Genomic DNA, 24,853 nt, shown 5'->3' with positions numbered 1-24,853 from the left:
TCACCGCAGCAACACCGCTCCACAGGAAAGGCCGCGCACCGTCGTCCCTTCGGCGCGCGGGGGTAGGCCCACATCATCCAAGGAGATTGCATGCTCACCAAGAGCTTTACCCGCCGCGGCCTGGCCGTGGTCACCGCGGGGCTGCTCGTGGCCGGTATGGCCGCGTGCGGCAACAGCGACACCGGCGACAAGCCGGCCGACGACGGCAAGCTCACCCTCGGCTTCTCGCAGGTCGGCGCCGAGAGCGGCTGGCGCACCGCGAACACGAACTCGATCAAGGAGTCCGCCACGGCGGCCGGGATCGAGCTGAAGTTCGACGACGCGCAGGGCAAGCAGGAGAACCAGATCAAGGCCATCCGCAACTTCATCCAGCAGAAGGTCGACGTCATCGCCTTCTCGCCGGTGGTGTCGTCGGGCTGGGACACCGTGCTCAAGGAGGCCAAGGACGCCGGCATCCCGGTGATCCTGACCGACCGCTCGGTCGACTCGGCCGACAAGTCGCTGTACAAGACGTTCATCGGGTCGGACTTCATCAAGGAAGGCAAGCTCGCCGGCGAGTGGCTGGTGGAGCAGACCAAGAGCGCGACCGCCCCCGTGAACATCGTCGAGCTGCAGGGCACCACCGGGTCGGCCCCGGCCAACGACCGGAAGAAGGGCTTCGGCGACGCCATCGCGGCCAACCCGAACCTGAAGGTCATCGCGTCGCAGACCGGTGACTTCACCCGGGCCGGCGGCAAGGCCGTCATGGAGCAGTTCCTCAAGGCCAACCCGAAGATCGACGTGCTGTTCGCGCACAACGACGACATGGGCCTGGGCGCGCTTGAGGCGATCACCGCGGCGGGCAAGGTGCCCGGCAAGGACATCACCATCATCACCATCGACGCGGTCCACGACGGCATGCAGGCCCTCGCCGACGGGAAGTTCAACTTCATCGCGGAGTGCAGCCCGCTGCTCGGGCCCCAGCTGATGGACCTGGTGAAGAAGGTCAAGGCGGGCGAGACCATCCCGACCCGCATCGAGACCCAGGAAGGCACCTTCACCTCCGAGCAGGCCAAGGCCGCTCTGCCCAACCGCAAGTACTGATCCACCTCCGGGTCGCCGCACGGCACTGTGCGGCGACCCACCCCCAATGACCGGGGCCGCCGCGGACGGTCGCGGCGGCCCCTTCCTCATGAACCCAGTGAAAGGTCTGATGGGATGTCGGGTAGGCAACCGGTCCTGACGATGACCGCGATAAGCAAATCGTTCCCCGGCGTCCGGGCTCTGGACGACGTCGACTTCCGGCTGTTCCCCGGCGAGGTGCACGCCCTCATGGGCGAGAACGGCGCCGGCAAGTCCACCCTGATCAAGGTCCTGACCGGCGTGTACAGCAATGACTCCGGCACGATCAACCTGGCCGGAACCGACGTCTCCTTCAGCGGCCCGATGCAGGCCGCCTCCCACGGTGTCAGCACCGTGTACCAAGAGGTCAACCTCTGCGCCAACCTGTCGGTGGCCGAGAACATCTTCATCGGCCGCGAGCCGCGCACCTTCGGCGCCATCCGCTGGGGCGAGATGCGGCGTCGTGCCCGTGACCTCCTGGCCCGTCTCGACATCCACATCGACGTGACACAACTGCTGGGAACGTACTCCCTCGCGGTCCAGCAGATGGTCGCCATCGCCCGTGCCATCGACATCCGGGCGCGGGCCCTCATCCTCGACGAGCCCACGTCGAGCCTCGACGCGGGCGAGGTCGAGCAGCTGTTCCGCATCATGCGCCAGCTGCGCGACGAGGGTATCGCGATCCTGTTCGTCACCCACTTCCTCGACCAGGTCTACGGCGTTGCCGACCGCATCACCGTGCTGCGCAACGGCCGCCTGGTCGGCGAGTACCCGACCGCCGAGCTGCCGCAGCTGGCCCTGGTCGAGAAGATGATCGGCAAGGACCTCGACGTCCTGGAAGGCCTCGACGAGCAGCCCAAACGAGAGCTGGCCGCGATCGAGGCCAGCACGCCGTTCCTGCGCGCCGAGCAGTTGGGCCGCAAGGGTTCGGTCGCCCCGTTCAGCATGACGATCCATGCCGGGGAGGTGGTCGGCCTGGCCGGCCTGCTCGGCTCCGGGCGTACGGAGGTCGCGCGACTGCTGTTCGGCGCCGACCGCGCCGATCACGGCGGTGTCGTCATCAACGGCAAGCCGTCCGCGCTGCGCAACCCCGTCGCGGCCATCGGCCACGACATCGCCTTCTGCTCGGAGAACCGGCGCACCGAAGGTCTGGTCGGCGACCTGACCGTGCGCGAGAACATCATCCTCGCGATGCAGGCGGCCCGTGGCTGGCTGCGGCCCATTCCGCGGCGGCGCCAGGACGAGCTGGTCGAGAAGTACATCAGCGCGCTGAGCATCCGGCCCGCCAACCCGGAGATGCCGGTGCGCAACCTGTCCGGCGGCAACCAGCAGAAGGTGCTGCTGGCCCGCTGGCTGATCACCGAACCCCGGCTGCTCATCCTCGACGAGCCCACCCGCGGCATCGACATCGGCGCCAAGGCCGAGATCCAGAAGCTCGTCGTGCAGCTGTCCGACGGCGGCATGGCGGTGCTGTTCATCTCCGCCGAGCTGGAGGAGGTGCTGCGGCTCAGCCACAAGATCGCCGTCATGCGCGACCGGCAGCTGGTCACCGAACTGGCCAACGACCACACCGTCGACGCCGCACGAGTCATGCAGACCATCGCCAGCGGCGCCCACCACGAAGGGCCGAACGCATGAGCACCTGGACCGCACGCCGCGATGCGATCGCCGGCCATTCGCTGTTCTGGCCCGCCCTCGCGCTCATCGCGTTGGTCGTCGCCAACACGGTCTACCGGCCCGGGTTCCTGGCCGTCGAGATGAAGGACGGCCACCTGTACGGCAGCCTGGTCGACATCCTTCGGCTGTCGGCGCCGCTGATCCTGGTGGCGCTGGGCATGACCCTGGTGATCGCCACCGGTGGGATCGACCTGTCGGTCGGCTCGATGTGCGCGATCAGCGGCGCCGTGGCCTGCCTCTACATCAGCAAGCAGCCGGATCAGAACGCCGTCGGCGGCGTGCTGATCTCCCTGGTGCTGGGGGTCGGTCTCGCACTCGTCCTCGGTGCCTGGAACGGGGCGCTGGTCGCGGTGATCGGCATCCAGCCGATCATCGCCACGCTGATCCTGATGGTGGCGGGGCGCGGGCTGGCGCAGCTGATCACCGAGGGTCAGATCATCACGATCAACTCCGACCCGTACAAGGCGATCGGCGTGGGGCACCTGCTCACGCTGCCGCTATCGATCTTCATCGCGGCGGCCGTGACGGTGCTGATCATGCTGGTGACCAGGCGTACGGCCCTGGGGCTGATCATCGAGTCGGTCGGTGGCAACGCCCAGGCCAGCCGGCTGGCCGGTATCCGGTCGGGCCGGATCATGTTCCTGGTCTACGTCATCAGCGCGGTCTGCGCCGCCATCGCCGGATTCATGATCACCGCGAACGTCTCCAGCGCCGACGGCAACGCCGCCGGTCAGTGGATCGAACTGGACGCCATTCTCGCGGTCGTCATCGGCGGCACGTCACTGGCCGGTGGCCGGTTCTCCCTCGGCGGCACGATCCTCGGCGCGCTGATCATCCAGACCCTGACCACGACCGTGTACGCCATGAACATCTCGCCGCAGACGTCGCTGCTGTTCAAGGCGGTCGTCGTGATCATCGTATGCCTGGTCCAGGCCCCCGCGTTCCGGGCCCGGATCGTCCCCCGCCGAGCAGCCGGTCCCGCCGCGCCGGCCGTCACCGACCAGCCGAAGGAGCAGGTGCCGGCATGACGACCACCACCCCGTCGCAGATCTCCGGCCGCCAGCGGTGGCGGATCCCGCAGCGGCACGTGCCGGTGCTGGCCACCCTCGCCCTGCTGCTGGTCATGTACGCCGTGGGCGTCTCGCAGTACCGCGCCTTCTCCAACGTCCAGGTCGTCTTCAACGTCTTCATCGACAACGGCTTCCTGCTGGTCGTCGCGGTCGGCATGACGTTCGTGATCCTCACCGGCGGCATCGACCTGTCGGTCGGGTCGGTGGTGGCGATGACCGCCATGGTGTGCGCCTCACTGCTGCAGGCCGGAACGCCCGCACCGCTGGTGCTGGTGATCGCGCTGCTCATCGGCCCGACGCTCGGGTTCCTGATGGGCCTGGTGATCCACTTCTTCGAGATCCAGCCGTTCATCGTCACCCTCGCCGGCATGTTCTTCGCCCGCGGCATGTGCACCCTGATCAGCAAGTCGTCCATCCCGATCACCGACGAGTTCTGGACCGTCGCGGCCCAGCAGCGCATCGGCGATCCGCACGGCAACTTCGTGTCGATCAGCGTGCTGATCGCGTTCGTGGTGGTCCTGGTCGCGGCGTACGTCCTCGCGTACACCCGCCTGGGGCGCAACGTGTACGCCATCGGCGGCAACCCGCAGTCGGCGCTGCTGATGGGCCTGCCGGTGGCGCGGACCCGGATCGCGGTCTACACCATCAGCGGCCTGTGCGCGGCGATCGGCGGCATCCTGCTGTCCTTCTACACCCTGTCCGGTGCCCCGCTGATCGCCGTCGGGATGGAACTCGACGTCATCGCCGCGGTCGTCATCGGCGGCACCGTGCTCACCGGCGGCTCCGGCTATGTCTTCGGCACCGTGCTCGGAGTGCTGGTGCTCGGCGTCATCCAGACGCTGATCACCTTCGACGGCACGCTCAGCTCCTGGTGGACCAAGATCGTGATCGGTGGCCTGCTGTTCGCGTTCATCCTGCTCCAACGCCTCATCGGCATCCGCAAGAAGTAACCCTCGACCCGTAACGCGGAAGGCAGCCCCCATGACAACGCACGCTCACCCCGAGGTCTGGTTCCTCACCGGCAGCCAGGGCCTGTACGGTCCCGAGACCCTGCGCCAGGTGGCCGACCAGTCGCGCGAGATCGCGCGCCGGCTCGACGAGTCGCCGGACATCCCCGCCCGTGTGGTGTGGAAGCCGGTCCTCACCTCCAGCGCGGACATCCTGGCCGTGTGCCGGGACGCCGCGGTGCAGGGCGCCGTCGGGGTGATCGCGTGGATGCACACGTTCTCCCCGGCCAAGATGTGGATCTCGGGATTGGATGCGCTGCGCACCCCGCTGCTGCACCTGCACACCCAGGCCAACGTGGTGCTGCCCTGGGACGAGATCGACATGGACTTCATGAACCTCAACCAGGCCGCGCACGGCGACCGCGAGTTCGGGTTCGTGCAGACCCGGCTCGGGGTCGCCCGCAAGACCGTCGCCGGGCACGTCAGCGACCCCCGGGTCACCGCCCGCATCGGCGCGTGGACCCGGGCGGCGCTGGGCTGGTCGGCGATGCGCTCGCTGCGGCTGGCCCGCTTCGGCGACAACATGCGCGACGTGGCGGTGACCGAGGGCGACAAGGTCGAGGCGGAGCTGCGCTTCGGCGTCTCGGTCAACACGTACGGTGTCAACGACCTGGTCGCCGCAGTCGACGCCGTCGCCGACGCCCAGATCGACGCCCTGGTCAAGGAGTACGACGACAGCTACCGCCTCGCCCCCGAGCTGCGGCCCGGCGGCGACCGGCACGACTCGCTGCGCTACGCCGCCCGCATCGAGGCCGGCCTGCGCGGCTTCCTGGAGGCAGGCGGCTTCCGGGCCTTCACCACCAACTTCGAGGACCTCGGCGGGCTGCGCCAGCTGCCCGGCATCGCGGTGCAGCGGCTGATGGCCGACGGCTACGGCTTCGGCGGCGAGGGTGACTGGAAGACGTCGGTGCTGGTCCGCACGCTCAAGGCGATGGCGGTCGGCACGACCGGCGGCACCTCGTTCATGGAGGACTACACCTACGACCTCACCCCCGGCAACGAGCTGGTGCTCGGCGCGCACATGCTGGAGGTCTGCCCGTCCATCGCGGCCGACACCCCGAAGGTGGAGATCCACCCGCTGGGCATCGGCGGGCGGGAGGACCCGGTCCGCCTGGTCTTCGACGCCGCGGCCGGTCCGGCCGTGGTGATGGGCCTGGCCGACATGGGGGAGCGGTTCCGGCTGGTCGCCAACGAGGTCGACGTGATCGCCCCGCCGCAGCCGCTGCCGAAGCTGCCGGTGGCCCGCGCCGTGTGGCGGCCCCGCCCCGACCTGCCCGGCTCGGCCGAGGCCTGGATCACCGCGGGCGCCCCGCACCACACGGTGCTGTCGCAGGCGGTGGGGGTCGAGGAGCTGCACGACCTGGCGGAGATGAGCCGGACCGAGCTGGTCGTCATCGACGCCGACACCACCCCGCGCCGGTTCGCCGACGAGCTGCGATGGAACCAGGCGTACTACCGCCTGGCCCGCGGATTCTGACGCCGGTCTGACAACGCGACGGATGCGTGCCACGCCAAGCGTGGGCCACGCATCCGTCGCGCTTTCAGTCACCGCACCAAGCCAGATGATCATATTGCGCTATGATGTGCCGTCAGGGGAGACGCAATGAGCCAGCAGCCGGCCGCGCGCGCCGCGGTCATGAACGACGTGGCCCGGCTCGCGGGCGTGTCGCACCAGACGGTGTCCCGGGTCCTCAACAACCACCCGAGTGTGCGCGAGGAGACCCGTGAGCGGGTCCTGCGCGCGGTGGCCCAGCTCAACTACCGGCCCAACGCGCTGGCCCGGGGGCTGGCCGGGCGGCGCTCGCGCGTCATCGGCGTGGTCAGCTTCGACACCATCCTGTACGGTCCCGCCGCGACCCTGCTCGGCGTCGAGCGGGCGGCGCGGCGGGCCGGATACGGCATCAGCATCGTGGCCCTGGAGCAGCTCGACCGCGCCGGGGTCGCCGCGGCGGTGAACCGGCTCACCGAGCAGTCCGTCGCCGGAGTCGTGATCATCGCGCCGCTGATGACCGCGGCCGCCGCCGCACACAGTCTCCCGACCGGTGTGCCGGCGGTGGTCGTGGAGTCCGATATGGCAGGTGACCTGCCGACCATCTCCGTCGACCAGGTCGCGGGCGCCCGCCTGGCCGTCCAGCACCTGCTCGACCTGGGACACGAGACCGTGTGGCACCTGACCGGCCCCCGGGACTGGCTGGAGGCCCGCGACCGGGTCGACGGCTGGCGCCAGGCACTCGAAGGAGCCGGGCGCCGTGTGCCCGTCGCGATCCCCGGTGACTGGAGCCCGAACTCGGGCTACGAGGCGGGCCACCACATCGCCGAGCGCCCGGATGTGACCGCCGTCTTCTGCGCCAACGACCAGCAGGCCCTGGGAATGCTGCGCGCCCTGCACGAGCGCGGCATCCGCGTCCCCGAGGACGTCAGCGTCGTCGGCTTCGACGACATCCCGGAAGCCGCCTACCTGTCGCCCCCCCTGACCACCATCCGCCAGGACTTCGATGAGGTCGGACGGCGATGCCTGGCCGCGCTGCTGGACATGCTCGACGCCCAGGGGCCGGACTCGCCGCTGCGTCATCCGCGCGTGCCGCCGACCCTGGTCGCGCGAGCCAGCAGCGGCCCACCGCCGTCCCGGCGAGGCCGGTAGGGGTCACGAGGCGCAAACGACGTCGGCGGGCCGGGGTGACCCGGCCCGCCGACGTCGGCATCGGACTCTGTTCGCTGCCGCCCTGCGCCGATACGGCGTCGTCAGGCTGAACTGGCTGACTCCCACGGTTCCGCCAAGCGACTGGCTCGCGTAGTTGAAGATGGCGAACCGGTAGCCCATGAAGAAATACCACTCGTTGTTCAGCGTGAGGGCATTGCCGAGCGGCGTGAACGTGGTGCCGTTCGTACTGTAGGAGAACGTCGCCTGACGGCTCGCCGAACCCGGCCGGATGTCGGCGGTGGCCCGCAACCAGATGCGGCCGCCGGACACCGCGGCCCCGGCCTGCTCGGATCCGGTACCGGACGTGGCCCAGTTGTTGTTGCGGTCCATGGAGAGCCCGTTGGTCATCACGACTCTGGTGGTGCCGTTGTCGCGTTTGACGCCGATCCACGCCGACGAGTTGCGCAGCACCGCCAGCCCGGCGCGGTCACCGTCCTTCATCGTGGAATAGTCGAGTTCGATCGTGGCGGTCGACGTCGGCCCCTGGATGCGGTGGGTCAGCGTGTTGCGGGCCGCGTAGAGGTCACCGGTGACGGTCGCGGTCTGCAGGCGCAGGCCGTTGTTGACCGACCACTTGGTGTTGTCCGGGTTGTGGTTCCACTCCCACTGCGGGCCGAGCGTGGTGCCGGTGAACGTGTCGGTGCCGGTCATCGGCTTGACCGCGCGGGGAGGTGCCGGCAGATTCGGGCGCGGGTACGAGGCACCCCAGGCGTTGTTGACCAGCTGGATCTGCGGCCAGCCGTCGGCGGTCCACGTGACCGGCGCCAGCACCGGGATCCGGCCGCCGGGGTAGGAGTCGACGAAGGCCATGTAGTACCAGTCGCCGTTCTGCGTCTGCACGAGCCCGCCCTGATGCGGCACCCCGCCGCCGGAGACCGGTCCGGACAGGTTCAGCAGGACCTGCTGCATCGTGTACGGACCGAACGGGCTGGTCGCCCTGAGGATGTACTGGCCGTTCGCCGGCTTGGTGACGAAGATGTAGTAGTAGCCGTTGCGCTTGTAGAACCGGGAACCCTCAAGCGTGCCGACGCTGGACGGCGTGGTGAAGACCTGCTGGGTCCGGACCTGGCTGAGCCCGTCGGCCGACAGCTGCGCGACGCTGATGGTGGTGTTGCCGTAGGCGACGTACATCGTGTCGTTGTCGTCGACGAGCAGGCCGGCGTCGTAGTAGCAGTTGTTGATCGTCGACCGCTTCGACCAGGTGCCGTCCACGGTGGTCGACGTGTACACGTACGTCTGGTTGAAGTCGATGCAGCCCAGCCAGTAGAACGTGTTGTTGCTCGGCCGGTAGTTGAACGCCGAGGCCCAGATCCCGTCGACGTAGCCTTGGCCGCTGCCGTTGAGGTTGTACTTCGCGCCGAAGTCGAGCGACGGTACGGAGTGCCCGGCGTACTCCCAGTTCACCAGGTCGTACGAGCGCAGGATCGGGGCACCGGGGGAGTAGTGCATCGTCGACGCGGAGTAGTAGTAGGTGTCGCCGACCCGGATGATGTCGAGGTCGGCGAAGTCCTGCCAGACGACGGGGTTGCCGTACGGCGAGTTGTTCGACGGCGAGGTCGACGGGGTGGGGCTGGCGCCGCCGACTTTGACGAGTTGCCACTGCTGGTTGTTGCCGCCCCAGTCGTCGTACTGGACGACGTTGGCGTTGTCGGCGGTGGAGGCGTTCTGGACCTCGAGGGCCTTGCTGCTGTGGCGGTTGATGAGGCGGACGTAGCCGCCGGTGGAGTCGGCCAGGCGCCATTGCTGGTTGTCGCCGTTGAGGTCGGTCCACTGGACGACGGCGGTGCCGTTGGTGGTGGAGAAGTTGTAGTCGTCGAGGACCTTGCCCGAGTGGCGTGACTTGAGGCGGTAGTAGCCGCTGCCGGAGTCGACGAACTGCCACTGCTGGTTGTTGCCGTCGTTGCGGGTCCACTGGGTGATGCGGGCCCCGTCGGCGGTGGCGGAGTTGTAGAGGTCGAGGGCCTTGCCGCTGGTGCGGTTGACCAGGACGTACCAGGCGGTGGTGTCGACGGTGGCGGCCTGGGCGCCGCTGGTGGTGACGGCGACCAGGCCCGCGGTGGCCATCGCGGTGACGACGAGGGCGGCGATCGCGGTGCGCCAGGCTCGTCGGTGTGGGGCGGATCGGGGAACGGTGCTGATGCCGGTCAAGGCATCCTCCTTCGCTGGAAGGCCAGGCCGGGCCTGGCCGCGGGCTGTCTCAGGCGTGGCCGTGCCGCCACCGCCACCGCGGCGGCGGCACGGACGGCAGGCAGGTCGGCAGGCTTACAGGAAGCGCCAGAGCCGGTCGTCGGAGCCGGCGTCGTCGGCGGTCACGATCTGAGCACCCTGACCGGTCGATCCGCCGCTGACGGCCAGGAGCCTGCCGCCGTTGGCGCACTGGATACGGAAGCAGCCGTTGCCGCCGTGGCGCAGCCGCCAGCGGTGGTCGGCGGTGCCGTTGTCGGACCACTGCAGGACCCGGGCGCCGGCGGCGGTCGAGGCGTTCTCCACGGCGAGGACCTTGCCGCTGTTGGCGTTGCGCAGCCGCAGGTAACCGCCGGTGTCCACGACCGCGGACCACAGGTGGTCGGCGGTGCCGCTGTCACCCCACTGGATGACCAGGCCGCCGTCGGCGGTGGACATGTTCTGGACCCCCAGCACCAGGCCGCTGGCGACGTTCTGGATGCGCCGCGCACCGTCGGGGATGAGCCGCCACAGGTTGTCGGCGCCGCCGTTGTCCGGGTCCTGGACGGCCTGGGCGCCCTGTGTGGTCGAGCCGCTGAGGATCGCCAGCAGCTTGCCGCTGTTGGCGTTGCGGATCTTGTGGGTACCGTCGCCGACGTCGACCAGGGTCCAGTTGTGGTCGGCCGTGCCGTTGTCGGTCCACTGCAGCACGCGGGCGTTGTCGGCGGTGGACATGTTCTCCACGCCGAGGACCTTGCCGCTGTTGGCGTTGCGCAGCCGCAGCGCCGAGCCGCTGACCAGCAGCTCCCAGTCGTGGTCCGCGGTGCCGCTGTCGGCCCACTGAATGGCCAGGCCGCCGTCGGCGGTCGACATGTTCTGCACGCCGAGCACCAGTCCGCTGGCGGCGTTCAGGAGCCGGAAGGCGGCGTTTCCGCCGGTCGAGCCCTGGCCGGTGGCGTTCCAGTAGACGGTGTAGTTGTAGCCCTGAGCGTCGTGGAACGGGCCGAGGTTGACGCTGGCACCGTTGGCGGTGGCCGTGAAAGCCAGGGCGGTGGTGCTCGTACGGGTCACCGAGCTGGTCGTCAGCACCGGCAGCGACGACAGGGAGGTGTTGCCGTAGTTGCCGGCGAGCACGACCGGACCGTAGGTGACCGCGGCGACGTTGGCGTCGTCGTTGGCGGCCCGCATGACCACTCGCATCGGCAGGGTCACCGTCACCGTGTCACCGGAGGTCCAGGAGCGGGTGAGGGTGGCATACGTGCCAGGGGTGGTGGTGATGCTCTGCGCCGTGCCGTTGACGCTGATCGTGGCGCCGGTGGTCCAGCCGGGGATCCTGATGCGCATCGACCAGCTGCCGCTGACGCTTCCGGTGACCGTCAGGGTGGTGGTGTCGCTGACCGGGAAGGCCGTGTTCTGGGTGACCGTGATGCCCCGCTGCGACCAGTCCAGCACCGACGGGGTGAACAGGTTCACCGTGAGCGTGGTGCCGTTGTAGAAGTAGATCGAGTCCATGAGCTTGGTGTTGGTCTCGATGCCGGTGCCCTGGCAGCACCAGAAGGTGCCGTAGTCGGTGCTCCAGGTGCCGCCGCCCCAGGCCGGACCGACGCCTCGGCGACCGCCGGGGTTGAGCGGGGTGAAGTAGGTGACGTGGCCGTGGCTGTCGGCCGGGTTCTGCTGGCCGAGCAGGTGGTTGAGCAGGGCACGTTCGTAGAAGTCGAAGTAGGCGGCCTGGTCGGGGTTGAGCAGCCACAGCTCCCGGGTCAGTTTCAGCATGTTGTACGAGTTGCAGGCCTCGCACGCGTCGCTGTTGAGGTATCCGGCGATGGCGTTCGGGGCCCGGAAGTGCTCGGCCTGGCTGTTGCCGCCGATCACATAGGTGTGCGCGTTGACGGTGATGTTCCAGGCGTTGACGGCGATGTCGCGGTAGCGGGTGGTGCCGGTCGCCTTGTACTCGCGGGCGGCGCCGATCCACTTGGGCACCTGCGTGTTGGCGTGCAGTCCGTTGAGCTGGTCGGAGTTGGCGGCCAGCGGGTTGAACACGGCGGCGTGGTCGAAACGCTGCGCGGCGGTCAGCCAGCGGCTGTCGCCGGTCTGCTGGTAGAGGTCGGTCAGCACCGCGTTCATGCCGCCGAACTCGGTGCCGAGCTGCGCCTGCATCTGGGTGGAGGTCAGCCGCGCGGTTCTGGTGTCGACCCAGCCGGCCAGCGCGAGCAGCACGTCGCGGGCCTGCGTGCTGCCGATCAGCCGCCACACGTCCAGGAGGCCTGCGAGGGTCTTGTGTACGGCGTAATACGGCACGTTGCCGTTACTGAGGGTCCGGTTCTCCAGGGCGGTGAAGTCGGACTCGGGGAAGCCGGCCAGGTAGCCGGCGCTGAACCCGGCCGCGCTGTTGTTGGCCTGGCAGGCGGCCATGGCGGCGACCATCTGGGTGGCCTTGTCCCGGCAGGTGGTGTCGCCGAGCACGGCCCAGGCCTGCGCCCAGGCGGTGAGGAAGTGCCCCTGGCTGTGGCTGCGGAACGGGAACGTCGGCGCCTCCCAGCCGCCGGTGGCGGCGGCGCCGTTGGTCGACAGGCGGTGGTTGGCCCGCAGCACGTACAGCAGCCGGTCGACGTCGACGAACCGCAGGTATGCCAGGGTCCGGTTCTGGTTGTCCAGCCACCGGCTACTGGTGAGCCGGACCTGGCCGAGGTCGAACGGGTACGCCGAGACGCCGAGGTCGGCGCGCGCGGGCGGAAGCGCCGCCGCCGCCTCGGTGGCGGTGAGGGCGGGCAGGGTGGTGGCTGCTGCCGCCACCCCAGCAGCCTGTAGTACCCGGCGCCTGTTGATGGACGATGACATGGGCTCTCCACAAGATGGGGAAGGCGGGACAGGGAGGGGTGCGACGCCGAGCCGGGAGGCCGCGCCTCCTGTCTCGAACCGCCGGCGCCACACCGCCGAACGCGGGCAGGCGCCCGGCGATGAGACCGTTAACATAACCGACCTGAAAAGCGCTCGCAATGATCGGTCGATTTCCAAAATTCGATCAGAGAAGTGTTATCTGATCATCTCCTGATGAGACGCATTCGCACATACGGTCATCCACATGCGATAAAACAAACGCCTGACTCATCTTGATGAATGGAAGCCGTCTAAGGTCGGCGCCTGGCGGTGAATGCGGAGCGGTCGTCCGGGCCATGCGGGCGGAGCTCGACGAAGGCCGGCGATGACCGCGCTGTTATCGTTAACATTCTGCGCTTGGCTTGACCTGCGGCCGGAGTGGTCCGCTATGCGGAGTGCCGGTCGCCAGAGCTGATCCGGAGCAGTCGATCCGTTGGCCGCTCATGGCAGGATGGCGCAGACTGACCCGACGGCAGTCCCGTCGGCGCGGTCACCGGCTCAGGACCACCCGGGACGGCGGGCTGCTGCTGGCACGCACCATCAGGGTCGGCTGCACGCGAAGGTGACGTGAAGTCGCGGTGGCCGAGCCTGCCTCGATCACTTCGAGAAGCGTTCCCAGGCAGCGTCGACCGACCTCGTCGAAGTCCTGGCGCACCGTCGTCAACGGCGGAGACAGGTAGCGCGATTCGGGGATGTCGTCGAAGCCGACGACGCTGACGTCCTCGGGCACGCGGACCCGGCGCTCGTGCAGTGCCCGGAGCAGACCCAGCGCCTGGTGGTCATTGGCGCAGAACACCGCTGACACCTCCGGCCGCTGGGCCAGGTCCAGCCCGACCTCGTAGCCTGAGCGGGGGCTCCAGTCACCCGCCAGGACCGGTGGGACTCGCCGCTGCGCCGCCTGCAACGCCTGACGCCATCCGTCCTCACGGCTGCGTGCCTGCGACCAGTTCTGCGGCCCGGACAGGTGCCAGACCGTCTCATGCCCGAGGCCGAGCAGATGCTCGACCGCCAGGTGCGCGCCGGCGACCTGGTCGACCGCCACGGTCGAGAGGTGGGCTTCCGCGTCGGGCTCGACCAGGACCGCGGGGACGGCGGCCAGCAGAGTCTGCGTCGCTTCAGAGACGCTCAACAGGGGCGCGATGACGGCCACACCGGCGACAGCCTGTGCGGTGAGCCGGTCGAGTGCCTCGACGACGGCATGGTGGTCGAGCTGCTCCAACGCGACGACACTGACGCCGTAGTCTGCGGCCCTGGCTGCCCGTTCGACGCCGAGCAGGGTTGACGCCGGGCCGAACAGCAGCGGCTCGAAGCTGATGACGCCGATCAGACGCGAACGACGATTGGCCAGGCCGCGGGCGTTCGCATTGGGCCGGAAGTTCAGCTGGTGAACCGCCTTCATCACGCGGTCACGTGTCTCCGGCCGTACGCTCGGATGATTGTTCATCACGCGGGAGACGGTCTGGTGCGACACCCCGGCGAGCCGCGCGACGTCCCGGATGACCGCACTGCGTGGCTGCTGGCTCATGGCGACCCCCTGAGACGGCATGCTAGCGCAGGTATGTTTCCGGGCCGCCATGGAACTGCCAGTTCAGGGTGCGGTCACCCGCACGCGGATGCGACGGCTGGCGGTGGCCGGTCGCAGGGCACCTGGCGGTGCCAGGGCGAGCGGGTGCGTGACCGACGGAGGTGGACCTCCCCGGCCGGTCTTCGCCGACCGGGGAGGTCCAGCGCGTGCCGCCTGCGGCGGGGTCTGACAGACCCGTGCGGCGGCATCGCGACCACGAAGCCTGGGCTGCCCGGCCTGGCGCCGTGGTTGTCGGGTAGCGCCATGTTAGCGGTCACCCTACAGATGTCAATCATTGATCAAGATGGACCTCTGGGGCTCGTGTACGTGCAATTTCGTCGTTACGTCTTGACGATTATGGATGTGATCGCTCACAGTCTTGTCGAGTGAGTCGCCGAGGCGCCCGCTGACCGGGCGCGGCGCGGACCCGCGCGACGGCGGCGCACTCGCGAAGCGCACCCGGTGGCGATGGCGGTCGCGGTTTCCGCAGGCAACCCATCGACGGGCAGACCGGTCGCCTCGCGTCCGTTTCCGCCCGAACGACGCAGGAGAGACTGATGGATCACCGACCCCGCAGGTGGCGCACCGGCGCCGCCATGGTGGCCGCGCTGCTGGCGGCTGCCGCCGTCGGCTGGCAGGCCACCGCCGTCCAGGCGTTGGAGAACGGCGTCGCCCGAACGCCACCGATGGGCTGGAACTCTTGGAACACCTTCGGCTGCAGCATCAACGAGGCACTCATCCGCCAGATGGCCGATGCGATGGTCAGCTCCGGCATGCGCGATGCCGGCTACCAGTACGTCGTCGTCGACGACTGCTGGTTCAACCCCAACCGCGACGGCTCGGGCAACCTCCAGGGCGACCCCGGCCGCTTCCCCAGCGGCATGAAGTCCCTCGGCGACTACCTGCACGGCAAGGGCCTCAAGTTCGGTCTCTACCAGGTGCCGGTCGACAAGACATGCGCCCAGTACTTCGGCTCCTACCCGGGAGCGACGGGCAGCCAGGGGCATGAGGCGCAGGACGCCCGCCAGTTCGCCGCCTGGGGTGTGGACTACCTCAAGTACGACTGGTGCTCGCCCAGCGGCACGATCGACCAGCAGGTCGCGACCTTCGCCAAGATGCGCGACGCGCTGGCGGCCACGGGACGCCCGATCGTCTACAGCATCAACCCCAACAGCATCCATGCCAAGACCGGACCCCAGCGCAACTGGGGCGACGTCGCCAACATGTGGCGGACGACGGAAGACATCACCAACGCGTGGGACACCGGCCAGACCAACGGCTACCCGATGGGTATCCAGAACATCGTCAACGTCACCGTTCCCCTCGCCTCGTATGCCCGGCCGGGCGCCTTCAACGACCCGGACATGATGGAGGTCGGCCGTGGCGGGATGACCGACACGGAGATGCGCAGCCACTTCGCCCTGTGGGCGATCATGGCGTCACCGCTGATCGCGGGCAACGACCTGCGATCGATGACGGCGGCCACCCAGACCATCCTGAAGAACCAGAACCTGATCGCCGTCAACCAGGACTCGCTGGGACTGCAGGCGACCCAGGTCAGCAACGACGGAACGCGCCGGGTGCTGGCCAAGCGCCTGGCCAACGGCGACGTCGCGGTGGCGCTGTTCAACCAGGGAGGCGCCACCACGACCGTGTCGACCACGGCGGCGGCCATCGGCAAGAGCGGCACCTCCTTCACGCTGCGCGACGCCTGGACCGATACCACCAGCACCTCGACCGGCTCGATCGCCGCGAGTGTCCCGGCGCACGGCACGGTGGTCTACCGCGTCAGCGGCGGAGCGGTCGTGTCGCCGTCTCCGACGACGAGCAGCGCCCTGGTCAGCGCGGCCTCCGGTCGCTGCCTGGACATCCCGCAGAGCAACACCGCCAACGGCACGCAGCCGATCATCTGGGACTGCAACGGCGCGGCCAACCAGCGCTGGACCGCGACCGGCCAGTCGCTGCAGGTGCTCGGCAAGTGCCTCGACGCCCCGACCGGGGCCGCGGCCGGCAGCAAGGTCCAGATCTGGGACTGCAGCGGCTCGACCAACCAGCAGTGGACCCTCAACGCCTCCGGAACCATCAGCAGCAGCAGTTCCGGGCTGTGCCTCGACGTCAACGGGAACGCGACCGCGAACGGCACCACCGTCATCCTGTGGACCTGCGCGGGCGCGGCCAACCAGCGATGGACCAGGCAGTGATCCGGCACGGCTGACGGGCACGGACGGGAAACCGGCCCGATCGGCCGAGGACCCGAGATCTCCGCGGGCCTGTACCAGCCGGCTTGGCGGTGCAGGTCAGCGGCGCCCGACCCCCCGACCGGAACGGGGGGTCGGGCACTCTCGACACCGCGCCACCGCGCAGCGCCGCCTGGGTGCCCAGAGGCGACAGCGCGGACGGCATACGCGGACATGCGTTCGGCCCGGCGATACCGCCGGGCCGAACGTTGCCGCTGGTCGGCGGCTTGATTGGTCAGTCTGACGGGACTGTACGACCCGTGTCAGGGGGCGTGGCCGGGACATCGCGGGTCACCGCGGCAGCCCTGCCGATGGTTCCGTCACCTCCTGGACGAGCCCGGTCGCTGCGCATGACCGGTCAGCTGGTCGCGGTGCAGGTCGGGCTCATGGCCGCACCGTTGCCGTCGGCCTGGAAACCGAATTCGGTGTACTGGCCGGCGGACACCTGGCCGTTGTAGGACACGTTGGAGAACGAGACGGTGCCGCTGGTGCCGCTCGGGGCGGCATTCCAGGTGTTGACGATCACGGCACCCGAGGGCAGCGTGAGCCGCACCGACCAGGACCGGATCGCCGTCGACCCCGCGGTGACCCGCACGGTGGCGTTGAAACCGCCGGTCCAGGTCTGGAGCGACACCGTCGCGGTGCAGCCGCCCGGAGCCGGGGAGACCGACGGCGAGGGCGAGGCCGGGCTGCTCGGCGAAGGCGAGGCCGGGCGGCTCGGCGACGGGCTGATGATCGGGCCGCTGTTCAGGGCGTTGAGGACCGACGTGTAGGCGGCCTTCTTGTTGCCGGAGGAGTCGAACAGCAGCGGGTTCTGGCCGGTGCGCCACGAGTCGCTGTCGCGGATGCCCCACACCGTGATGCCGGTGCAGCGCGACACCGCCAGGCAGGCACGGGTGACCGCGTCGTAGGCGCCGGCCTGCGTGGAGCCGGCGATGTCGAGCTCGGTGATCTGCACGTCCACGCCGAGATTCGCGAAGCGCTGCAGGTTCGCCTGGTAGTCCGACGGCGCGGAGTTGGTCAGGTGCGATTGGAAGCCGACGCAGTCGATGGGCACGCCCCGGGCCTTGAAGTCCTGCACCATGTTGTAGATGCCGGTCGACTTCGAGTTGATCCCGTCGGTGTTGTAGTCGTTGTAGCAGAGCTTGGCGTTCGGGTCGGCCGCCCGCGCGGTGCGGAACGCGACCTCGATCCAGTCGTTGCCCGTACGCTGCAGGTTCGAGTCACGCCGTCCGCCGCCGCCGCCGTCAGCGAATGCCTCGTTGACCACGTCCCAGGCGTAGATCTTGCCCCGGTAGTGGGTGGCGACCTGCGTGATGTGGTTGACCATCGCCGAGCGCAGCGCGCTGCCGGACAGGTTCTGCGCCCAGCCCGGCTGCTGGGAGTGCCAGGCCAGCGTGTGGCCGCGCACGCGCATGCCGTTGGCCTGGGCGTGGTTGACGATCCGGTCGCCACCGGACCAGTTGAAGCTGCCCTGCGAGGGTTCGGTGGCGTCCCACTTCATCTCGTTCTCGGGCGTGATGGCGTTGAACTCGCGGTTGAGGATGCTCACGTACGTGGAGTCGCCGAGCTTGCCGGCCGCGACGGCGGCGCCGTAATAGCGGCCGCGTTCGGCGGCCGAGGCGCCCAGCGTGGTGCCGGCGCTGGCCGAGGTGGCCAGGACCGTCGCGGCGGCTGTGGTGACGGCCATGAGCAGTGCGGCCGTCGCCGTGGCCCGCAGAACGCGGGCAGGCGGCATTGTCATGTGTTGGCTCCTGGGAACGGAGGGCCCGGATCAGCGGCCGGACCGGGTGGATGCGGTGGTGCGGGAACGCGGCGGCTCCCGGGCGGGCGCGCCGGACTGCTGCGAACGGTGCCGTCGGCGGCACGCCGGCCCAGTCGGCCGGTGGCCGGACGAATCGCCCATGAACAACCCCGCCCAGGCCACCGGACACGGCTCCATGTGAACGCACCGCATGGGTCACTGCCCTGCTCCATGCGGCGACAAGGTGGCCTGATGAGGCGAGCACGTCGCTTGCCCGCCAGTCGAATGTGACCGATAACATTCAAATAGTCAATGGGGCGGCGAAATGTTTCGGATGCCGCAGGTCAGGCGGCCACCTGGTCGTGTCGCGGTCGCCGCGGGCGGCGCCGCTTCGGCTCCGAGCCGAGGTGGCAGCCGCGAGCACCCGTCACACCGGCGTACTAATCGGCACGTTCGACGATCATCTCGTTGAACGCCGGCGCGAGAACGGGCTTTCTGTCGAGCCTGGCTCCGCGGCGAGCGCGGACCCCGGTACGCAGGATGTCGCAGCAGAGAACCGCGGTCAGTGTCGCGGACAGGAGCAGTTCGGTGACGGGATCGGGCAGGCGGACCGCGTCATCGTAGGCCGGGGGGTCGTTGTGGCTGACGAAGCCCGTCAACGCCGGCAGCACCCACGAGATGACCAGGAAGATCATTAAGGAGCTGAAGGCCGAGGAGATCAATTGCGGCCCGCAGCCCGTGCCTTCCGTCGGCACGTGACAACACCGCCACGACCAGACCGGTGGCCGCGACGGCGGCCAGCGCCGAAGCGTCGCCGGCCGCAAGCGGCACCGTGATCGCGAACATGGCCCAAACCGCTGCGCCGGTGACCGCGGCCAGGCACGCTGGCGCCGCGATCCGCAGGGCCGAGGCCGACTGCGGCCGGGTCGCCCACAGGATCGCCGCGAACTGCAGGGCGATCAAGAACGTCCACGCGGTTCGCGCGGGCATCCCGTCGGCCTGGGAGGCGATCGCCGTCACCTCGGCGGCGAGGACGGCGAACCCGGCGACGCGGGCGGACATGCGGATCGTCACCGCCAGACGATAACGGCTGCACGCGGGGAGTCGCGGAACGTGCACCGGTCACCAGATGTCACCACCTCAAGTGATCGGTCACATGGCGCCTCCTCTGCTCGCCCGGTCCGCCGTGGTTACAGACGCGGTCGACAACTCCGTTCGCCGAGCCGGCCTGCCTGCTGGCGATGACGCGATGGCGTCTTGCCGCTCGGTCGAGGTGATCGATGCTTGTGGTTGTATGTCTGGGAGCGCTCCCGTAACATGCTCGCTACTACTGTTAGCGGTCACATTTCAGGCGCTGGAACCTGTGGACCGCGAGATGTCAGGAGGTGTTTGATGGCAAGGACCAGATCGACCCTCGCCGGCCTGGTGGCAGCGGGTGCCACGATGCTGGCGTCGGCAACCGTTCTCGTGGCGCTGCCCGCCGGTGCCGCCGCCGCAGGCTGCTCGGTCAACTACGCCGTGTCGTCGGAGTGGCCGGGCGGATTCGGCGCCAACGTCACCATCACCAACCTGGGCGACCCGGTGACCAGCTGGACGCTGACCTGGTCGTTCGGCGCCGGTCAGACGGTCACCCAGGCGTGGAACACGACGCTGACCCAGAGCGGTTCGGCGGTGACCGCCAAGAACATGAGCTACAACGGCTCGATCGCGACCAACGCCGCGGTGTCGTTCGGCTTCAACGGCTCGTCGACGGGCAGCAATCCGCTTCCGACGAACTTCGCCATGAACGGCGTGACGTGCAACGGCGTCCCGACGCCGACATCCTCACCGTCCACCGGGCCGTCGCCCTCGGCCTCGCCGTCGCCGTCACCCTCGACGTCGCCGCCCGGTCAGTGTTCGCTGCCGTCCAGCTACCGCTGGACCTCCACCGGCGCCCTGGCCACCCCCAAATCAGGCTGGGCCTCACTCAAAGACTTCACCACCGTCCCCTACAACGGCAGACACCTCGTCTACGCCACCACCCACGACAACGGCTCCACCTGGGGCTCCATGAACTTCAGCCCGTTCACCAACTGGACCGACATGGCCACCGCCACCCAGAACACCATGACATCCGGCACCGTCGCACCCCACCTGTTCTACTTCGCCCCCAAGAACACCTGGGTCCTCACCTACCAATGGGGCCCCACCGCGTTCTCCTACCGCACCACCAGCGACCCCACCAACGCCAACGGCTGGTCCGCCGCACAACCCCTGTTCACCGGCACCATCACCGGCTCCGGCACCGGACCCATCGACCAGACCATCATCGGCGACAACACCAACATGTACCTGTTCTTCGCCGGCGACAACGGCAAGATCTACCGCGCCAGCATGCCCATCGCCAACTTCCCCGGCAACTTCGGCACCACCTACACCACCATCCTGACCGACACCACCAACAACCTCTTCGAAGCACCCCAGGTCTACAAAATCGCCGGCCAGAACCAATACCTCATGATCGTCGAAGCCATCGGCAACAACGGCCGCTACTTCCGCTCCTTCACCACCACCACCCTCAACGGAACCTGGACCCCCCAAGCCGCCACCGAGAGCAACCCCTTCGCGGGCAAAACCAACAGCAGCGCCACCTGGACCAACGACATCAGCCACGGCGAAATCATCCGCAACACCGCCGACCAGACCATGACCATCGACCCCTGCAACCTCCAACTGCTCTACCAAGGCCGCGCCACCAACTCCGGCGGCGACTACGGCCTACTGCCCTACCGACCCGGCCTACTCACCCTCCAGCGGTAGTGCTCTGACGCCGGTCCAGGCCGTGTCTTCCTGACATTCAGGATGGCCCACACCACCTTCGGCAGGCGGTGTGGCGAGAGTTCCGAAGCCGAGCTGGGCGGACTCGTCCAAGAGCGAGGCCGCCCAGCTCACGCACAGTTCAGCGCAACTTGCTGCCCGCACCGGGGTCTCGTCCGGTGACCGCGGCGCGGGCAGCCGCCGAGCACGGCAGTCACGTTGTCCGACATGGCGGCCGGACGGCAGCCGGGGGTTCGCACCGGATGTGCCGGTCGTCCTTCATTTCGAGGAGCTCCCATGAGAAAACGCAGCATGCCCCATGCCGCCTGGGTGTCAGCCGGCGCTGTGCTACTGGCCGCGGTCGCGGTCGCGCTGCCGGCCGGGGCCGCAGCGGCAGGATGCGCGGTGGACTACACGGTGTCGTCGCAGTGGCAGGACGGCTTCGGCGCCGACGTCACCTTCACCAACCTCGGTGACCCGATCACCGGCTGGACCCTGACCTGGTCCTATGGCGCCGGTCAGGCCGTCACGCAGGCCTGGAACACGACGTTGACCCAGAACGGTGCCGTGGTCACCGCCAAGAACGTCGGCTACAACGGGACTGTCGCGACCAACGGCACCGCCTCGTTCGGCTTCAACGCCTCGTGGGCCGGCAGCAATCCCGCGCCCACCAGCTTCGCGCTGAACGGCGTGGCCTGTACCGGCGGCACTGCGCCGACGTCGCCGAGCGCCTCCCCGAGCGCGTCGCGGAGTCCTTCGCCGAGCGTCTCACCCAGCACCGCGCCTTCCAGCGGCCCCGCGGACATCACGGTGAACAGCGCCACCACGTACCAGACGATCGACGGGTTCGGGGCCGCCGTGTCGATCTGGGGGAGTGCCTGGTCGACCGCCGAGACGCAGACGCTGGTCGGGCTGGGGCAGAACCAGCTGGGCCTGTCGATCGTGCGTACCGGCATCTCGCCGGTCTCCGGTGAGTGGGCGACTCAGGTGAACGCGCTCAAGACGGCGAAGTCGTACGGGTCGGGGGTGAAGATCCTCGCATCGCCGTGGACGGCGCCCGCGGCCTGGAAGACCAACAACAGCCGCACCAACGGCGGCAAGCTGAAGACCGACTACTACGACGACTACGCAAACCATCTCAACAGCTACGTCCAGTACATGCGCAACCAGGGCGTCACGATCGATGTGACGTCGGTGCAGAACGAGCCGGACTGGCATCCTGACTATGACTCGATGGACTGGAGCGGCACCGAGCTGCAGAACTGGGCATGCACCCAGGGCGCGAAGGTGCAGAACACCAGGCTGCTGGTCGCCGAGGCGGTGAACCTCAACTACGGCTACACCGACCCGACCCTGAACGACTCGTGTGCCCGCAACAACATCGGCTACATCGGCGGTCACCTGTACGGCACGGAGTCCGCCGGTCGGCTGACGCCCTACGCCCTTGCCAAGCAGTACAACAAACCGGTGTGGATGACCGAGTGGAACCTGCACGCCGCCGACGGCAACGGCTCCAACATCTGGGGAGACCCCGGCAACCAGGCTGTCTGGAACGAGACGCTCGACGACATCATGCGCACCGTGCACAAGTCCATGGAGTCCGACTGGAGCGCCTACATCTGGTGGTACGGCAAGCGCTACTACTCCTTCATCGGTGACGGCGAGGCCGCCTACGGCACCACCGCCGGAGCTCCGCTGAAGCGCGGGTACGCGTTCTCGCAGTTCGCCAAGTACGTCCGCCCCGGCTACCAGCGGGTCGCCCTGACGAAGAGCTCGAAGGCGTCGCCGCTGGAGGTGACCGCCTACCTGGGCGGCGGGAAGGTCACGCTGGTCATCCTCAACCGGTCGACCAGCGCGGTGAACAACGCCGTGATCCAGGCGCCGCAGAACATCACGAAGGCCGAGTACTACCTCACCTCGCAGAACGCCAACGCCGCCGGCCAGCCGACCGGGGTGAACGGGCGCCAGGTCACCGTCAATGTCGCCGCCCGCAGCATCTCCACCGTGGTGATCACTCTCTGACGGGTGCCGCCGAACTCGTCGAAGCGCCGGTCGGGCGTGGGGTGCTCGCTGCGCCCACACGCCCCGGCCGGCGCCTACACGAGCCGGCGGCTCACGGGTTCCTTCGACGACACTCGATGTTGCGTAAACATTTCGCCCCGAGTATGTTAGCGCTCACAACTGGCCGCGCCGTTGCCCTGCGCGCCTGGCCATGCTGCGTCGGCGTCCCCGCCGAAAGGAGGTTCGGCAGTCCCGCCGCCGCACCCGTTGACCCCTCAGCTCTCGCCGCAGCGACCCCTCCTGACGGACCAGTCCCAGCCCGCCGCGCGTCGCGTCCCGACGTGCCGGTGCACCCTGCCCGGCGACGGTCCCCAGCTCCCCACCGCAACGGAAGAGGAAGCAATGGCACTCCACCCCAGGCACCGTCACCTGCGCACCGCCGCGCTGGCGGTCGTCAGCACGGCGGCGCTCATCGCGGGCGTCCTCACGGGCGCGGGCACCTCGCTGGCCGCCACGACCGGCCCCTGCGACATCTACGCCTCCGGCGGCACCCCCTGCGTCGCCGCGCACAGCACCACCCGGGCCCTGTTCGGCACCTACAGCGGCTCGCTCTACCAGGTGCGGCGCTGGTCCGACGGCGCGACCACCAACGTCGGGGTGCTCAGCGCCGGCGGCTACGCCAACGCGGCGACGCAGGACAACTTCTGCTCCGGCACGTACTGCACGATCGTGCGGATCTACGACCAGACGTCGCGTCACAACGATCTGACGATCGCTCCCGGCGGCGGCGCCAACCCGACCGCCGACCAGGGTGCGAACGCCGCCGCGCTGCCCGTGACCGCGGGCGGGCACAAGGTCTACGGCGTCTACATCTCGGCGGGCAACGGCTACCGCAACAACGCGACCAACGGCATCGCCACCGGCAGCCAGCCCGAGGGCCTGTACATGGTGACCGAGGGCACCCACGTCAACGACCGGTGCTGCTTCGACTACGGCAACGCCGAGACGAACAACCTGGACACCGGCAACGGCGACATGGACGCGATCTACTTCGGCAACCTGTGCTGGTTCTCGCCCTGCTCGGGCGGCCCGCGCGTCGCGGCCGACCTGGAGAACGGACTGTTCGCGGGCGGCAACGGCTCCTGGACCGCGAACACCGGCCGCAACAGCGCGTTCGTGACCGCGATGCTGAAGAACAACGGCACCACCACGTACGCGATCAAGGACGGCGACGCGCGGTCCGGCGGCCTCAAGACCCAGTACAACGGCGGGCTGCCGACCCAGTCCGGCTACAAGCCGATGACCAAGCAGGGCGCGATCATCCTCGGGATCGGCGGCGACAACAGCAACGGCTCGGTCGGCTCGTTCTTCGAGGGCGTCATGACCAGCGGCTACCCCAGCGACGCCACCGAGAACTCGGTGCAGGCCAACATCGTGTCGGTCGGCTACAGCAAGAGCGTGACGTTCCCGGTCGACGGGGCGACCTACCGGCTCACGAACCTGGCCGGCGGCAAGGTCCTCGACGCCGTCAACTGCGGCACCGCCAACGGCACCGGACTCCAGCTGTGGCAGTCGCTGGGCAACACCTGCCAGCAGTGGCGGTTCAACAGCGTCGGCGCTAACAAATGGACCATCACCAACGTCAACGCGGGCAAGGTCCTGGACGCGGTCAACTGCGGCCAGGCGCTGGGCACGGCCACCAACCTGTGGCAGTCACTCGGCAACACCTGCCAGCAGTGGGCGGTGATCCCCGCCGGCAACGGCCGCTACGAACTGGTGGTCGAGAACAGCGGCATGGTCCTGGACGCCCAGAACTGCGGCACCGCCAACGGCACCAAGGCGCAGCTGTGGATGTGGCTCAACAACACCTGCCAGCTCTGGTCCATCGCACCGTAGGCCGCGGGCTGTGGCGCGG

At 68.8% G+C, this 24,853-nt stretch carries 15 protein-coding genes; 10 read left to right on the top strand and 5 right to left on the bottom strand.

What is annotated here, in order from left to right; translation table 11 throughout:
- Window positions 1-90 precede the first annotated feature (90 nt).
- From Cs7R123_RS05205 to Cs7R123_RS05180, 6 genes are all read left to right on the top strand, one after another.
- Window positions 91-1,083, top strand: coding sequence for an ABC transporter substrate-binding protein (locus Cs7R123_RS05205; protein WP_212823817.1), 993 nt, complete (start codon window positions 91-93; stop codon window positions 1,081-1,083).
- A 114-nt stretch (window positions 1,084-1,197) separates the two neighbouring features.
- The gene (locus Cs7R123_RS05200) at window positions 1,198-2,739 is read left to right on the top strand and encodes a sugar ABC transporter ATP-binding protein (RefSeq protein WP_212823815.1); all 1,542 of its coding nucleotides are present in this window, start codon (window positions 1,198-1,200) and stop codon (window positions 2,737-2,739) included.
- Window positions 2,736-3,806 carry an ABC transporter permease gene (locus tag Cs7R123_RS05195; RefSeq protein WP_212823813.1) on the top strand — a complete coding sequence of 357 codons (1,071 nt, stop codon included), beginning with the start codon at window positions 2,736-2,738 and terminating at the stop codon, window positions 3,804-3,806. The genes Cs7R123_RS05200 and Cs7R123_RS05195 overlap by 4 nt, the downstream gene beginning before the upstream one ends.
- Window positions 3,803-4,798 (top strand): galactofuranose ABC transporter, permease protein YjfF, encoded by a 996-nt coding sequence (yjfF, locus tag Cs7R123_RS05190; protein ID WP_212823811.1) that lies wholly within the window; start codon window positions 3,803-3,805, stop codon window positions 4,796-4,798. Before Cs7R123_RS05195 ends, yjfF begins: the two co-directional genes overlap by 4 nt.
- A 31-nt stretch (window positions 4,799-4,829) precedes the next feature.
- Window positions 4,830-6,332 (top strand): L-arabinose isomerase, encoded by a 1,503-nt coding sequence (araA, locus tag Cs7R123_RS05185; RefSeq protein WP_212823809.1) that lies wholly within the window; start codon window positions 4,830-4,832, stop codon window positions 6,330-6,332.
- A gap of 126 nt (window positions 6,333-6,458) precedes the next feature.
- Window positions 6,459-7,496 carry a LacI family DNA-binding transcriptional regulator gene (locus tag Cs7R123_RS05180; protein WP_212823807.1) on the top strand — a complete coding sequence of 346 codons (1,038 nt, stop codon included), beginning with the start codon at window positions 6,459-6,461 and terminating at the stop codon, window positions 7,494-7,496.
- Window positions 7,497-7,499: 3 nt separating this feature from the next.
- Here the strand turns inward: Cs7R123_RS05180 and Cs7R123_RS05175 are convergent, their stop codons facing one another.
- From Cs7R123_RS05175 to Cs7R123_RS05165, 3 genes are all read right to left on the bottom strand, one after another.
- A complete protein-coding gene (locus tag Cs7R123_RS05175) occupies window positions 7,500-9,620 on the bottom strand; it encodes a family 43 glycosylhydrolase (protein WP_212828866.1) in 2,121 nt (706 codons plus the stop codon).
- A 198-nt stretch (window positions 9,621-9,818) separates the two neighbouring features.
- A complete protein-coding gene (locus tag Cs7R123_RS05170; protein ID WP_212823805.1) occupies window positions 9,819-12,557 on the bottom strand; it encodes a beta-L-arabinofuranosidase domain-containing protein in 2,739 nt (912 codons plus the stop codon).
- Between the two features lie 529 nt (window positions 12,558-13,086).
- The gene (locus Cs7R123_RS05165; RefSeq protein WP_212823803.1) at window positions 13,087-14,121 is read right to left on the bottom strand and encodes a LacI family DNA-binding transcriptional regulator; all 1,035 of its coding nucleotides are present in this window, start codon (window positions 14,119-14,121) and stop codon (window positions 13,087-13,089) included.
- Between the two features lie 596 nt (window positions 14,122-14,717).
- Here Cs7R123_RS05165 and Cs7R123_RS05160 point away from each other — a divergent pair.
- Entirely contained in the window at window positions 14,718-16,361 is a 1,644-nt protein-coding gene (locus Cs7R123_RS05160) for a ricin-type beta-trefoil lectin domain protein (RefSeq protein WP_212823800.1), read from the top strand.
- A 394-nt stretch (window positions 16,362-16,755) separates the two neighbouring features.
- On the opposite strand, the gene Cs7R123_RS05155 is transcribed toward Cs7R123_RS05160, so the two are convergent.
- Both Cs7R123_RS05155 and Cs7R123_RS05150 read right to left on the bottom strand, forming a co-directional pair.
- Entirely contained in the window at window positions 16,756-18,135 is a 1,380-nt protein-coding gene (locus tag Cs7R123_RS05155) for an endo-1,4-beta-xylanase (RefSeq protein ID WP_212828855.1), read from the bottom strand.
- Window positions 18,136-18,756: 621 nt separating this feature from the next.
- Window positions 18,757-19,215, bottom strand: coding sequence for a hypothetical protein (locus Cs7R123_RS05150; protein WP_212823797.1), 459 nt, complete (start codon window positions 19,213-19,215; stop codon window positions 18,757-18,759).
- A 318-nt stretch (window positions 19,216-19,533) separates the two neighbouring features.
- Between Cs7R123_RS05150 and Cs7R123_RS05145 the strand changes: the two genes are divergently transcribed.
- The 3 genes from Cs7R123_RS05145 (at window position 19,534) to Cs7R123_RS05135 (ending at window position 24,834) form a co-directional block, all read left to right on the top strand.
- Window positions 19,534-20,940: a non-reducing end alpha-L-arabinofuranosidase family hydrolase gene (locus Cs7R123_RS05145; protein WP_212823795.1), complete on the top strand. Its 1,407-nt coding sequence runs from the start codon at window positions 19,534-19,536 to the stop codon at window positions 20,938-20,940.
- A gap of 294 nt (window positions 20,941-21,234) precedes the next feature.
- Window positions 21,235-22,959: a cellulose binding domain-containing protein gene (locus tag Cs7R123_RS05140; RefSeq protein WP_212823793.1), complete on the top strand. Its 1,725-nt coding sequence runs from the start codon at window positions 21,235-21,237 to the stop codon at window positions 22,957-22,959.
- A gap of 381 nt (window positions 22,960-23,340) precedes the next feature.
- Entirely contained in the window at window positions 23,341-24,834 is a 1,494-nt protein-coding gene (locus tag Cs7R123_RS05135) for an arabinofuranosidase catalytic domain-containing protein (protein ID WP_212823792.1), read from the top strand.
- Window positions 24,835-24,853: the final 19 nt, after the last annotated feature.

The sequence above is a fragment of the Catellatospora sp. TT07R-123 genome, from assembly GCF_018327705.1.
Classification (GTDB): Bacteria; Actinomycetota; Actinomycetes; order Mycobacteriales; family Micromonosporaceae; genus Catellatospora.
The sequence above is the reverse complement of the archived record's forward strand: the minus strand, read 5'-3'. Positions and strand labels throughout refer to the sequence as shown.